Annotated in this window: 14 protein-coding genes and 1 tRNA gene; 6 read left to right on the top strand and 9 right to left on the bottom strand. The window is 69.5% G+C overall.

Going from position 1 to position 12184, the window contains the following annotated elements:
* Nucleotides 1-127: 127 nt before the first annotated feature.
* From AB0N82_RS09750 to AB0N82_RS09760, 3 genes are all read right to left on the bottom strand, one after another.
* Nucleotides 128-1360: a hypothetical protein gene (locus tag AB0N82_RS09750; RefSeq protein WP_363390956.1), complete on the bottom strand. Its 1233-nt coding sequence runs from the start codon at nucleotides 1358-1360 to the stop codon at nucleotides 128-130.
* Nucleotides 1357-1665, bottom strand: a complete 309-nt coding sequence (locus tag AB0N82_RS09755) for a hypothetical protein (RefSeq protein ID WP_363390959.1) — start codon at nucleotides 1663-1665, stop codon at nucleotides 1357-1359. Before AB0N82_RS09755 ends, AB0N82_RS09750 begins: the two co-directional genes overlap by 4 nt.
* 437 nt (nucleotides 1666-2102) lie before the next feature.
* Nucleotides 2103-2876, bottom strand: coding sequence for a TnsA-like heteromeric transposase endonuclease subunit (locus tag AB0N82_RS09760; protein ID WP_363390962.1), 774 nt, complete (start codon nucleotides 2874-2876; stop codon nucleotides 2103-2105).
* A 449-nt stretch (nucleotides 2877-3325) separates the two neighbouring features.
* Here AB0N82_RS09760 and AB0N82_RS09765 point away from each other — a divergent pair, with 449 nt between their 5' ends.
* Nucleotides 3326-3751, top strand: a complete 426-nt coding sequence (locus AB0N82_RS09765; RefSeq protein WP_315995167.1) for a MarR family transcriptional regulator — start codon at nucleotides 3326-3328, stop codon at nucleotides 3749-3751.
* Between the two features lie 18 nt (nucleotides 3752-3769).
* Here the strand turns inward: AB0N82_RS09765 and AB0N82_RS09770 are convergent, their stop codons facing one another.
* The gene (locus tag AB0N82_RS09770) at nucleotides 3770-5266 is read right to left on the bottom strand and encodes an L-serine ammonia-lyase, iron-sulfur-dependent, subunit alpha (RefSeq protein WP_363390965.1); all 1497 of its coding nucleotides are present in this window, start codon (nucleotides 5264-5266) and stop codon (nucleotides 3770-3772) included.
* 146 nt (nucleotides 5267-5412) lie between these two features.
* Here AB0N82_RS09770 and AB0N82_RS09775 point away from each other — a divergent pair.
* A tRNA-Arg gene (locus tag AB0N82_RS09775) sits at nucleotides 5413-5485 on the top strand.
* 158 nt (nucleotides 5486-5643) lie between these two features.
* On the opposite strand, the gene AB0N82_RS09780 is transcribed toward AB0N82_RS09775, so the two are convergent.
* The 3 genes from AB0N82_RS09780 to AB0N82_RS09790 are packed head-to-tail and all read right to left on the bottom strand — an operon-like array spanning nucleotide 5644 to nucleotide 7015.
* On the bottom strand, nucleotides 5644-5850 hold the full coding sequence (locus tag AB0N82_RS09780; RefSeq protein WP_363390967.1) for a hypothetical protein: 207 nt from the start codon (nucleotides 5848-5850) through the stop codon (nucleotides 5644-5646).
* Between the two features lie 53 nt (nucleotides 5851-5903).
* Entirely contained in the window at nucleotides 5904-6533 is a 630-nt protein-coding gene (locus AB0N82_RS09785; protein WP_315995170.1) for an asparagine synthase, read from the bottom strand.
* A 53-nt stretch (nucleotides 6534-6586) separates the two neighbouring features.
* Nucleotides 6587-7015, bottom strand: a complete 429-nt coding sequence (locus AB0N82_RS09790) for a YdeI/OmpD-associated family protein (RefSeq protein WP_315995171.1) — start codon at nucleotides 7013-7015, stop codon at nucleotides 6587-6589.
* Nucleotides 7016-7267: 252 nt separating this feature from the next.
* Between AB0N82_RS09790 and AB0N82_RS09795 the strand changes: the two genes are divergently transcribed.
* The 4 genes from AB0N82_RS09795 (at nucleotide 7268) to AB0N82_RS09810 (ending at nucleotide 9764) form a co-directional block, all read left to right on the top strand.
* A complete protein-coding gene (locus AB0N82_RS09795; protein ID WP_315995172.1) occupies nucleotides 7268-7678 on the top strand; it encodes a DUF4383 domain-containing protein in 411 nt (136 codons plus the stop codon).
* 2 nt (nucleotides 7679-7680) lie between these two features.
* Nucleotides 7681-8205 (top strand): hypothetical protein, encoded by a 525-nt coding sequence (locus tag AB0N82_RS09800; RefSeq protein ID WP_315995173.1) that lies wholly within the window; start codon nucleotides 7681-7683, stop codon nucleotides 8203-8205.
* Between the two features lie 72 nt (nucleotides 8206-8277).
* Nucleotides 8278-9210 carry an oxygenase MpaB family protein gene (locus tag AB0N82_RS09805; protein WP_363390973.1) on the top strand — a complete coding sequence of 311 codons (933 nt, stop codon included), beginning with the start codon at nucleotides 8278-8280 and terminating at the stop codon, nucleotides 9208-9210.
* Nucleotides 9207-9764 (top strand): DUF1992 domain-containing protein, encoded by a 558-nt coding sequence (locus AB0N82_RS09810; protein ID WP_363390976.1) that lies wholly within the window; start codon nucleotides 9207-9209, stop codon nucleotides 9762-9764. The genes AB0N82_RS09805 and AB0N82_RS09810 overlap by 4 nt, the downstream gene beginning before the upstream one ends.
* Before the next feature lie 102 nt (nucleotides 9765-9866).
* Here the strand turns inward: AB0N82_RS09810 and AB0N82_RS09815 are convergent, their stop codons facing one another.
* Together AB0N82_RS09815 and AB0N82_RS09820 are read right to left on the bottom strand one after the other, a co-directional pair.
* Complete coding sequence (locus AB0N82_RS09815; protein ID WP_363390979.1) at nucleotides 9867-10697, bottom strand: aldolase/citrate lyase family protein; 831 nt, start codon at nucleotides 10695-10697, stop codon at nucleotides 9867-9869.
* Nucleotides 10694-12142: a cation:dicarboxylase symporter family transporter gene (locus AB0N82_RS09820; RefSeq protein ID WP_315995177.1), complete on the bottom strand. Its 1449-nt coding sequence runs from the start codon at nucleotides 12140-12142 to the stop codon at nucleotides 10694-10696. Before AB0N82_RS09820 ends, AB0N82_RS09815 begins: the two co-directional genes overlap by 4 nt.
* Nucleotides 12143-12184: the final 42 nt, after the last annotated feature.

Consider the following 12184-nt stretch of genomic DNA (forward strand, 5'->3'; position numbering starts at 1 on the left):
TCTCGCAGCACACGCGTACGAGACAACGCGGGACTGGTGGGACGAGCACGCACAGGGCCCCACCTGTGACGAGCTCCTGGCCGCGATGTTCGCGCCCAATGACTGGCTCGAAGTCATTGACGACCCGTCACGCCCGCTCCCCGAGCGTCAGCACCAACTCGCCCTTGTCCGCGAATGGCTCATCGTGTCCTGGGCGCGCGCCGGAGCCATCAGTGTGGTGTTCGGGCACGACACAGTAATCCGACCGGGCTTCGCCATCGACGTCAGTTGAGCCACTTGAGGCGCGCGACGGCGAAGGTAGCGGAAGATCGAGGTCATCGGGCAGCAAGCGCGCTCGATTCAGGATGGAGTTGCGCGGCGCTCCCCAGGACGGCGGCGCGTCCCAACTACTTGGCATGCGCACCGTATCAAGGTGACGTAGAAGGCACGCCCGGTTAGACCGGGCCGAAGCGAGGAGCGCCTTATCGAGGCCGCAACTGATGGTCTTCACCCCGTACGCCTTCTTGGCTCCGTAGGCTGCCATGACGGCATCCTGACTTCGCTCCACGACCAGCCGCGAGATCTCCCGCAGGTGCCGACCGCCCGTTCCTCCGAGGACACCTGCGACAGCCGCCTGCATGATCTCGACCTGATCCCGCGACTTGTATCGCGGACTCAGCAGGTACCTCAGATACTCCGGATCGATCAGGATGCCAGTGAGCGCGACCGCCTCGGGGTAGACGCAGAGCAGAGCGTCTTCGTATGACGCCTCCAGCGAGACACCGAACTCGTCGGCGCGTCGTTGAGCGCGCTCTGCGGCGTCGGGCGAGTCCCGAAGCGCAGCAAGGAGGAGCCTGACCGCGAGTTGCAGTTCCCCGGTGTGGAGCGCGATGCCGTGGAACCAGAGCTTTCCACTCACCCATCTCTCTGCGCGACCGAACTCCGAGTGCATGGACACGTCGACGTCACGTCTGGAGAGATGCCAGCGTCGATGATGTAGACAGACTCCGGCACCGCGCCTTCGAGTCGTAGTCGGCGTTCCCGCTGAGCATCGCAGGCACTCGGAGCGCGGCGTCTGGGATTGAGAGCACTGCCGGCACTTGCCCGGGCGCCACCCGTAGTGGCTACACCTCACGAACATGTAGTGCTTCCTCGCGTGATTCTCGAAGTAGCCCGCGGCGAGCCCTCCGAGCGCCTCGACGAGCCTCGGAACCTTCTCGACGTCGGGGTTCGTCCCTGACAGCTGGCCAAGGTCTCGAATGTGGAGCCTCAGGTCGCGAAAGGTGAGACCGTTCGCGGGAGCAAGCCGCCCGACGTAGCCGACGATTGTCTCCCCGGGGAGCGGTCGGACGGAGACCGGAAGCGCGACCGGCTGAATCACTCGCCCGGCCCCTCGCAAAGTTGGCGCCGTGCACGGCGGCGTCGCTCGTCGTCCATAGCCGCGCGCAATCGACCGAAGTTGAGGCGCTCCGACTCCGACTCCATGGCCTCGATCACGGCCAACTCGATGATGCCTGCCACTTCGCCGACCCGGCCATGGCTGGCTTCCCAGAGCAACTCGGCGTCATCGATAATCGAGCCCGACTCCTGCGACACCAACTTCGCGTTGGCCTCCAGATCCTCGAGCAACGCGCACCATCGATCACGATCGCGCTGATTGTTCAACTTGTGTGCATCGAGGTCCATGATCCTGAACCGCGTCGCCACCTGCGCTGTCCAACCTCCGTCCAGGAGCCCGGTACCCCTGCAGCTTCCGCCAGACAGTGCGGGGATCGACCGACCCTCCCGGCATCTGCACCCCAACGGCGTGCACGACCTCGGCAATGATTCGGTTCGTCTCATCTGCGTCTCTTCGCGCTGAGCTGAGGAACTGATCGAGCCGGGTCACGTGCGGCAACCACAGCTGAATCTTCGCCTGTTGGGGCGACGGCAGCGCCTTCAGCGACTGTGGATCGAACGTCCGGACCTGACGAAGTGCGCGTTGCGGCCACTCAATGGATGGGTCCCTTTGCAGTTCATTGATGAGGGCCACGCGAACGTACCCCTCGTCCACGGCGCGCAAACGGGCCGACGTCGCGTCACACGCGATCAGTTCGAAGGCCACTCCGTCCCAGACCAATCGGTCACCGAGCTCCAGATTCATCCCCATCCCTTCCCGCGCATACGGCGACGGAGTCGAATTCGAGTCGGCGCCCGAGGTCCACCTCAAGAGCGCCGTGCCAGATAGCGGCGAGGAGCAGCCCTCGTGCGGGGCTGCTCGTTCCGCTCAGCAGGGGCTCCCAATCCCGAAGCGTGCGCGCCTCTCCTTGGCGAGCGGCAAGCATCTCGGTGACCGGGGCCGGGCAAGCCCATCGAGCATGGCGATAGCCAGCCAGAAGGCGAATGTTCCAGTCCTGAACCTTGGAGAGGTCCGCAAAGAGCCGATAGTCCATCTCGAGCGAGGCGGCCCACGCAGCCGTTATCGCGAAGAGTTCGGCGTCACGCGCCTTGATCCGTCGGCGGGGACGAACGTCGACGATGAGCCGTGACCCGTCCGACCTGCCGATCAGGAAGTCAGGGAAGTGCATCATGCCCAGGCGACCCCAGCGAAGCTTGAACGGCTGAGTGGCAATGTCGACCACGTCGGGATCGCGATCGAGAACCGACAGTGCCGTCTTCTCGTACAGCGACTCGAACCAGTGGTGGCGTCCTGTCGTCGCCGACCAATACACGCCGGAGTAGTTCTCCCGCCCCGGGTATACCTCGGAGATCCGGATTGGACCGATGCGCGACAACTCAAGGTCACTCACCTGCTCGGCGTCTATGTCACACACCCGACCGTCGTACTTCACCTCGACGGTCACTGCTGCGAGTTCCGCGGCGGTGTGCTGGGATGGCGCGAAGGTTGTCAGGATCACCGTGCGAGGTCTCTCGTGGTCGAGGATCGTGAGCCTGACAATGCGTACGTCGGGTACGTGCTCGGCGCAAAGCTACGGCGGCGCATGCCCGACGCGTTGCGCGACGCGCCGGGCGACTGACAGATTCAGTGGCGCGGATGACAGGCGCCTGACTCCACTGTCAGATCACGTGGCGCCGCTGACAAGATGCGAGGCAGCGGACAGCAGGATCGTCCCGCCGAATCGGTCACGGAAATATAACGGCGACCTCTTCCCCTCCGTTACCTCACCGTTATAGAGTGCTCGCACGGTAGTTGTTTTGCTGTGGCAACTACCGACATGTGATTGCAGGACACTCTTGGTGCAGGGACAAGGGCCGGTCGGAAGCCTCTCCGACCGGCCCTTACTCTGTCCACAGCCTCGGCGTCGACGTCGAGTCCGCGGCATCCGGCTCCCTCTACGCTGAAGGCATGACCGATCGCCGCCTCGCCGTGCAGGCCTGGGAGAGCCTCTTCCGCGCGCAGCACGAGGTGTTCGAAGACATCCGCTCGGATTTCGAGGGCGAAGAGCTCACCCAGGCCGAGTACGACGTGCTCCTCACGGTCACGCGCGCGCCGCGCATGACGGCGCGACTGCGCGACGTGACCGGCAACATGCTCATCAGCCAGCCGAGCGTCTCGCGTCTGGTCGAGCGCATGGTCGCGCGAGGCCTGCTCACGAAGTGCGCCGATCCGGAGGACGGCCGAGGGGCGCTGGTCACCGCCACCGAGGAGGGCGCCGTGACGTTCCGTCGCCTCGCCGCCGCGCACGGACGCTCGATCGCCGACCGTATGGCCCGCCTCACCGACGACGAGCTCGCGCAGCTGCGCGCGCTCACCGCGAAGCTGCGCGACTGACCGGCGTGATCGAGCGGATCAGCACTCGATGACGTTGACCGCGAGGCCGCCCTCGCTCGTCTCCTTGTACTTCGTCGACATGTCGATGCCGGTCTGCCGCATGGTCTCGACCACCGCGTCCAACGACACGTAGTGACTGCCGTCGCCGCGCAGGGCCAGGCGGGCCGCGGTGACCGCCGTCGAGGCGGCGATCGCGTTGCGCTCGATGCACGGGATCTGCACGAGACCCCCGACCGGGTCGCACGTGAGGCCGAGATGGTGCTCCATGGCGATCTCGGCGGCGTTCTCGATCTGCCGGTTCGTGCCGCCCATGACCGCCGTCAGCCCTCCCGCCGCCATCGCGCACGCCGATCCGACCTCGGCCTGGCATCCGCCCTCGGCGCCCGAGATCGAGGCATTCGCCTTGAACAGCGAGCCCAACGCGGCGGCCGTCAGCAGGAAACGACGGATGCCGCGCCTCCGGTTCGCCTCGGCGACCTCCTCGTCGTCCCAGTGCGAGACCTCGGAGCGGGTGACGGCGTGACCGTCGTATCCGAGCAACGCGCTGCCCACGAGCTCGCCGTGCGGCGTAACGGCGTTGCCGACACCGAGCCCCGAGTCCGCGAGGAACCGCCACCAGTACATCGCCACCGCCGGCAGGATTCCCGCTGCGCCGTTGGTGGGCGCCGTGACCACCCGCCCGCCCGCGGCGTTCTCCTCGTTCACCGCGAGCGCGAAGGCCCCGAGCCACTCCCCCGGGAGCTCGCGGTGCCCGTCGGCCTCGATGGCATCCAGCTGTTCGCGCATCACGGCGGCGCGGCGCTTCACCTTCAGGATGCCGGGAAGCACGCCGTCGTTGCGCAGACCCGCGTCGACGCAGGCCGCCATCGCATCCCAGATGCGGTCGAGGCCCGCGGCGATCTCCTCGTCGGAGCGCAGTGCCTCTTCGTTCAGACGCGCCGCCTCGGCGATCGTGATGCCGCGCTCGTCGCACAGGGCGAGGAGCGTTGCGGCGTCGTCGAAGGCGAGCGGCATCGGTGCGGCCGCCACCGGGGCGGGTTCGCCCTCACGGCGGATGAACCCACCGCCGATCGAGTAGAACGTCTCCTCGACGAGCACGCCGCCGTCGCGGTCGCGCGCGACGAGGGTCATGGCGTTGGGATGACCGGGAAGCCGCGTGCGCGGCTCGAGGGCGATGTCCGCCTTCGCGAAGGGGATCTCGTGCGTGCCGGCGAGCGCCAGCGGGCGCCCGTCCGGCCAGTCCGACCACGCGCGGCGGACGGCATCCGGGTCCACGGTCTCGGGCTCGAGGCCCTGCAGACCCGCGACGACGGCGTCGGGGGTGCCGTGACCGATGCCGGTCGCGCCCAGCGAGCCGTAGAGGGCGCAGGAGACGGATGCCACCCGCTCCAGGGCTCCGCTGCCCTGCAGTCGTGCGGCGAAGGAGAACGCGGCCCTCATGGGGCCGACGGTGTGGGAGCTCGAGGGTCCGATCCCGATGGAGAACAGCTCGAACGCGGAGGTGTATGCGCTCATCCCGCCAGCGTACGTCGCCGACTCGACACCTGCCGGTCATCACCGCGCCACGCCCGGGATGCACGTGGTTCGGGGCCGATTAGACGTCTCCCGGGGTCCCGGCTATGCTTGACCACGGCCTGCGCGCCGTTTCGCGCGGAGGCCCTGCGCCCGTAGCTCAATGGATAGAGCATCTGACTACGGATCAGAAGGTTAGGGGTTCGAGTCCCTTCGGGCGCACACTGTGTTGAGACAGTGACAAGCCCCGGCTGAGAAGAATTTCTGAGCCGGGGCTTTTTCCGTTTCCCACGTAGGTCGTCGACGAGTGCGCGCGTCGGCTTCGGCGCCTGCCGGCCGGGCCGACCGTGCCTCGGGCGCGGATGCCGCGCTGCGAGACGTCAGGCCGAGGCGCCGCCCCGGTGAGCGGCGTCCGTGGCGGCCGAGTTCAGCTGCAGGATCGCGATCGCTTCGTGCAGGGAGCCCAGCGGCGCCTCGATGTCGTCGTAGTGGTGCACGAAGCCGTTCGCGTCGCGCGCGCTCACCGAGACCAGGGCGTATCCGGGTCGTGCCACCCGGGCCGTGCGTCCGAACCGCCGTTGCGCCATGGCGTCCCTCTCGCTCGCCGCCGAGGCTACCCCTCCGCTCCTGTCGCGAGAGGTCAGCGCGCGGGGGACTTCTTCTTCTTGTCGCTCTTGGCGCTCTTGTCGGGCGCAGCGACGTCGTCGTCCACGGCCGCGGGCCGCTCTTTCGCCCGGCGCTTCGCCTGCGAGGCGAGACGGGCGAGGTCGACCATGCGCAGGGCGTCCATGCGCGCCTTGCGCATCTGGGCGTACTCGGGGTCGGCGTCGGCGGTCATCCCCTCGACGTCCAGCCGCTGGCGGAGGTTGGCCTCGACGTCGCCCCACGCGGCGATGCGGGCGTCGGCGACGAGGGTCTTCACGCGATCGGGGTCGTCGGCGAGAGCGCGCAGTTCCTTCGCGACCCCGCGCGACTGCTTCGCACGGCGGCGGAGGTTGCGGGTGTCGCGGTCGCGGTAGTCGTGGGTGCCCGAGGAGTCGGAGAAGCGCCCCCACGCGCGCTTGCGCTGGTGCGTCACCCGCTCGGCCGCTTGGTCCTGCTCGTCGGCGAGGGAGCGGAGGGTGTCGCGGGCGAAGTCCGCGAACACCTCGTTGTCGAACTGCCCGCCGCGGGCGATCGTGTCGACCAGGATGCGATTGCGCACGGTCAAACGCGCCGCGGCCGTCGCGATCGACAGCCCTTCGGCGATGGCCTCCTTCGTGCGCCCCACGGGACCTCCCCTCCCAGGCTATCGTCCGGGGCGGACGGCGCAGCGCTCAGCGGTCAGGACAGCTTCGACACGATGGCCGCGACGCGACGAGCGCGCGTGTCGGCAGCCTTCGCCGACTCCACGTTGGTCACATGCGCCTTGCGCGCGCTGGGGGCGAGGGCGTCGAACGCGGGCCGGACCCCGGCTTCCGCGAGCGCCGTCGCGAGATCGTCGGGAACCTCTGTCGTGCGGGGCGCCGTGTCGAGGGTCAGCTCGACGGTGATGGCATCCCCACCCGAAAGGCCCGTCGCCTTGCGCTTGTCGGCGGAGAACGGGATGAGCGAGCGACCGCCCATCGCACCGATCGTGCTCGAGAAGACGTACCCGTCGACGTCGACCGTTACGGCGGCGCGCTTGCCGCCGCCGAGGGCCTCGATGACCTCCGGGGGCACCTCGATGCCGGTGTTGTTTCCCATCTGCGACAGTGTCGTCTCGAAGCGCATGAGGGGAGTGTGACAGAAACGCAGCTAGGTGAACACTGCGGGAATTGCAATCCCCATCATCGGTGTGGGGGCGCGACCTATGGTCGACTCTGTTGCGGAGGGCCTCGGAGAGTACTCGGGGGCCTTCTGTCGTATCCGGGGTTCTACCCGATCGTCGCCCCGGAATGCAAAGCCCAATCCGATCGGCGCATTGTCTCCGAAGATGGTGGAGAGCGACCGGACGGTCGCTGCCAACAATCTGGGAGGTTCATCATGAGCTCGTCACCCAACCGCATCGTGGCCACCGTCTTCGGCGCTGTCTACCTGCTCGTCGGTCTGCTCGGCTTCGCCGTCACGGGCGGCGTCGGATTCATCGCGACCGAGGGCGGGCTTCTGCTCGGTATCTTCGCGGTCAACCCGCTGCACAACATCGCGCACCTCCTCATCGGTGCCGCGCTGCTGATCGCCGGTCTCGCGAACGCCCGCGCCGCGAAGGGCGTCAACACCACCGTCGGAGCCGTCTACCTGCTCCTCGGTATCGTCGGCTTCTTCCTCGTCGGCACGGCCGCCAACATCCTCGCGCTGAACACGGCCGACCACTTCCTGCACCTCGCCAGCGCGGTCGTGCTGCTGGGTGTCGGCCTCGGCACCGAGCGCAACGTCCCCCGCACCGCGGCGGTCTGAACATGAACGCCGCGACCTTCGTGCGGTCGTGGCCCTCCGTATCCGCGTGGGGGGCCGGCCTCATCACCGCTGCCCTCGGCGCGGGTGCGATCGTCCGTTCCGATTCCGGGGCCCTCGCAACGGGCCTCGGGATCGGGATGGTGATCCTCGGTCTCGCCTCCCTCGTCTGGGGGGCCGCGACCCTGTCGACGGGACGCCTCGTCGTCCCGCGCCTCGCCCTCGCGGGCGCCCTGTCGGCGATCGCCCTCTCCACCGCCCTGATGTTCGTCGCCTCGGCGCACACCAGCATCATCGGCGTCGCGGCGGGCTCGGTGCTGCTCGTCGTCGTGGGTGCGACCTCGGCCATCCATCTGCGTCGACGCGGCCAGCGCGCGACGCGCACCGCCCAGCCGATGAGCGTTACGGGACTGCTCGTCGCCGCGGCCGTGATCGCCGTTCTCGTCACCCCTGCCCTCGGCGCGACGCAGGATGCCGTCCTGCTCCGCGATGACGGCACCGTGCCGGTCGTCACGCACGACGGACACTGACCGCCCTTCCGGGAAGCATCGACGTCGAACTCTTCCCGAGCCCACCCGCTCAGACGGTGGCACGCTGGAACGGTGACCGACGCGACCTTCCCCTCCGTCCCCGGCTGGATCGCGAGCCTGCGCGGCAAGATCCTCGTCGCTCTGGCGGGGGACCCGACCGGCATGGCGCCGTACGTCCGCGCGATCGCCGACGGCGACGACACCGGGTACTTCGTGGAGAACGGCCCCGCGTGGACGGTGCATGCGGGAATGGGCACGCTCGTCGCCGGCATCCGGGCCCTCCTTCTCCAGGCGTTGCACCCGGGTGCGCTCGCGGGCGTGCACGACTGGTCGCGCTACCGCGAGGATCCCATCGGCCGGCTGACCGGCACGGTGCGCTGGGTCATCACCCTGACCTACGGCTCGCGGACGCAGGCGGATGCCGAGACCCGGCGCGTCGGCAGGTTCCACCAGCGTGTGAAAGGCGAGTACCGCGCCGGTGACGGCAGCGAGCGGGCCTACACCGCCGAAGCGGCCGACCTGGTGCGGTGGGTGCACCTGGCCTTCACCGACGCCTTCCTCGCCGGACACGAGGTGTCGAAGAAGCCCATCCCCGGCGGACCCGACGCCTACGTCGCCGATTGGGCGACCGCGGGTCGGCTGATGCGGGTGGTCGACCCTCCCCGCACGCGCGCGGCGTTGCGCGCCGAGATCGACGGGTTCTGGGAGCGCGGGGAACTCCGCGGCGACGAGAGGGTCGCCGAGGTGGTGCGGTTCCTGCGCAAGCCGCCGTTCCCCGGCTTGATGGGCCTGTCGTATCGCGTGCTGTTCGCCGCCGCCGTCGCCACGATCCCGCGGAGGTATCGCAAGATGCTCGGCGTGCGACGATGGCCGCTGCCGGTGCTGGCGCTGACGCGGTTCGTCCTGCGCGTCACCGAGCGCGCTCTCGGCTCCGGCCCGCGGGCGCAGGACATGGCCCGGCAGCGCCTCGCCCGGTTGGAGCGTGACGGTCGGGAGGCCGCGTGAGCGACGACGCCCGCCAGGCCGCCGAGCGCTACCGGCTCGACCGCGAGCTGCGCGACGCCGGGCTCGAGCCGGCACCCGCGGAGCCGACCGGCCCCGCACGCGGGTCGACGGCCGCCGAACGAGCGGCGTTCGTCGAGACGTCGATCCAGCAGGCGATCCGGCGCGGCGAGTTCGACGACCTCCCCGGAGCGGGCAAGCCCCTGGACCTCGGATCCTCGCACGATCCCGACTGGTGGATCCGCCGCAAGATCGAGACCGAGCAGCTGACGGGCCTCGGGCCTCCGGCGCTGACGCTGCGCGTCGAGCACGCCGAGATGGACGAACGCCTGGATGCCATCGCGCGCGAGCCCGACGTGCGCGAGGCGGTCGAGGATTTCAACCGGCGCGTGATCGAGGCGCGCCGCCAACTGCAGGGCGGGCCCCCGGTCGTGACGCCCACGGTGGACGTGGATGCCGTCGTGGCAGCCTGGAACGATCGACGTCGCGCGCGCGAGGAGGCGGCCGCCGTGGCCGCTCCCCCACCGCGGCGCCGATGGTTCCGGCGCGGGCGGTGACGTCCCGGTCCCTTCGACAGGCTCAGGGACCCGCGAGGACCGGCGGCGCGAGGTGGCTGAGCCCGCCGAAGCCACCGGGGCGGCGGCACGGACCGCCGCTGATCAGAGGGCGGCGAGAGCCTCGGCGCGGGCGACCAGGACCCGCGCGCGAGCGAGGGTCGGTGCGTACGAGCCGTCGACCGGACCGTCGGGAGTGGTCGACAGCAGCGACCGGGCCGCCTCCACCTCGACGGGCGCGGGTGTGAAGCCGGCGTGGGCGCCGGGGATCGCGGCATCCTGGAGCGCGAGCGTGCCGGTGAAACCCATGGCGGCGGCATGGCGTGCCGCGTCGTGCGCCTGATCGATCGGACCGCACGGACCGTCGATGGGGCCCGCGATGCCCGCAGCCGCCGACGCGACGACGAGCTGCGCACGCGGCCACGACAGCGCGATGCGCTCGGCCGACATGCCGGTGTCGCGGCGGAAGTCGCCGGTGCCGAACGCCAGGCGGCGGGTCGCGGGGTGCGCGGCGATCGCCGGGGCTTCCAGCAGCGCGGCCGCCGATTCGACCATCGCGACGATCGGGGTGCCCGCCGGCAGGGAGGCGGCGACGTGCGCGACATCGGCCGGGCCCGCGCACATGGCGAGGACCACGCCGGCGAGGCGGGCGTCGAGCTCGCGACCGAGCGCCAGGTCGGCCTGGCCGTCGCGGGTCCCGGCGGCGCTGATGCGCAGCCAGACCGGAGCCTCCGCGGCGGCGCGACGGGCCCGATCGCGCCCCTCCGCCTTGCGGGCGGCGGGCAGGCCGTCCTCCAGATCGAGGACGAGCACGTCGGCGTCGGTCTCGAGGTCGCCCGCGAGCGGCGAGCGCAGCATCCACGTGCGCGCCAGCTCGACGCGCGCAGGGGCGGGGGCGGCCGAAGCCGCCCCCGCCGAGATGTGCGCAAGACTCACGAACGGCTCCGTGCGGCCGCCTCCGCCTCCGCCTGTGCGCGGAAGGCGTTGAGCGCCTGGGTGTCGACGGCCGCGGGGCCGGCGCCGACCTCGGTCGACGCCTGCTCCTTGGCATCCGCCGCCGGCGTCGCCGAGTGGTCGTGGCCGGTGAGGAGGGTCTCGTCGAAGGGGATCTGCCCGGCGAGCACCTCGCGCACCCGCTGTCCGTCGTACTGCTTCGTCCAGGCGCCGATGAGGAGGGTCGCGACGGCGTTGCCGGTGAAGTTGGTGACCGCGCGGGCCTCCGACATGAAGCGGTCGATGCCGACGATGACGCCGACGCCGTTGACGAGATCGGGACGGTAGGCCGACAGGCCGCCCGCGAGGGTCGCGAGGCCCGCACCGGTGACACCGGCCGCACCCTTGGAGGCGATGATCATGAAGATCAGCAGACCGATCTGCTCGGGGATCGACATCGGCGCGCCCATCGCGGTGGCGATGAACAGCGAGGCCATCGTCAGGTAGATCGCGGTGCCGTCGAGGTTGAACGAGTACCCGGTCGGGACGGTGATACCGACCACGGGCTTCGAGACGCCGAGGTGCTCCATCTTCGCGATGAGGCGGGGCAGCGCGGCCTCGGACGACGAGGTGCCGACGATGAGGAGGTACTCGCGGCCCAGGTACTTCATGAGAGAGAAGATGTTGACCCGCGTGACGGCGTAGAGCAGTCCGCCGAGGACGATCGCGATGAACAGGAAGCACGTGAGGTAGAACGAGCCCATCAGGATGCCGAGGCTGACGACGGCGCCGAAGCCGGTCTTGCCCACCACCGCGGCGATGGCACCGAACGCGCCGATGGGAGCCAGCCACAGGATCATGCCGAGGATGCGGAACACGAGCACCTGGAAGTTGCGGATGCCCTCGACCATGCGGGCCCCGCGCTCGCCCATGCCCTGCAGGGCGAAGCCGCAGAGGAGGGCGATGAAGAGCACCTGGAGGATGCTGCCGCCGGTGAACGCCGAGAAGAACGTCGTCGGGATGATGCCCAGGATGAAGTCCTGCGTGGTGGTGGCCTCGGGGACGGCGTCGTACGCCGCGCTGCCGATGTTGAGGCCCTCGCCGGGGTGGATGATGTTGCCGACGAGCAGGCCGATGCCGAGGGCGAAGGTCGACATCACGAGGAAGTAGCCCAGCGCGAGGCCGCCGATCTTGCCGACCGTCGAGGCCTTCGCGATCGAGCCGATGCCGACCACGATCGTGCAGAAGATGACCGGGGCGATCATCATCTTGATGAGGTTGACGAAGCCCTTGCCGACCGGCTCGAGGCCGACGGCGAACTGCGGGGCGACGAGGCCGACGATCACGCCCGCTACGACGGCGACGATGACGGCGATGTAGAGCCAGTGGTTGCGATCGATCTTCTTACGCGGTCGACCGTCGCGAGTGGTGCGGAGTGAGAGAGCCATCAGCGCCTATCCCTTTCCTAACGTCTTCGTTGTCCGGCGGGA

This window comes from Microbacterium sp. NPDC089186 (assembly GCF_040685115.1).
Lineage (GTDB): Bacteria > Actinomycetota > Actinomycetes > Actinomycetales > Microbacteriaceae > Microbacterium > Microbacterium galbum.

Bases quoted from the DNA above. Each gene is read 5' to 3' on its own strand.
- AB0N82_RS09765 (WP_315995167.1), top strand. From the start codon at position 3,326: ATGACCGATCGCCGCCTCGCCGTGCAGGCCTGGGAGAGCCTCTTCCGC.
- AB0N82_RS09795 (WP_315995172.1), top strand. From the start codon at position 7,268: ATGAGCTCGTCACCCAACCGCATCGTGGCCACCGTCTTCGGCGCTGTC.
- AB0N82_RS09755 (WP_363390959.1), bottom strand. From the start codon at position 1,665: ATGGACCTCGATGCACACAAGTTGAACAATCAGCGCGATCGTGATCGA.
- AB0N82_RS09820 (WP_315995177.1), bottom strand. From the start codon at position 12,142: ATGGCTCTCTCACTCCGCACCACTCGCGACGGTCGACCGCGTAAGAAG.
- AB0N82_RS09800 (WP_315995173.1), top strand. From the start codon at position 7,681: ATGAACGCCGCGACCTTCGTGCGGTCGTGGCCCTCCGTATCCGCGTGG.
- AB0N82_RS09780 (WP_363390967.1), bottom strand. From the start codon at position 5,850: ATGGCGCAACGGCGGTTCGGACGCACGGCCCGGGTGGCACGACCCGGA.
- AB0N82_RS09770 (WP_363390965.1), bottom strand. From the start codon at position 5,266: ATGAGCGCATACACCTCCGCGTTCGAGCTGTTCTCCATCGGGATCGGA.
- AB0N82_RS09790 (WP_315995171.1), bottom strand. From the start codon at position 7,015: ATGCGCTTCGAGACGACACTGTCGCAGATGGGAAACAACACCGGCATC.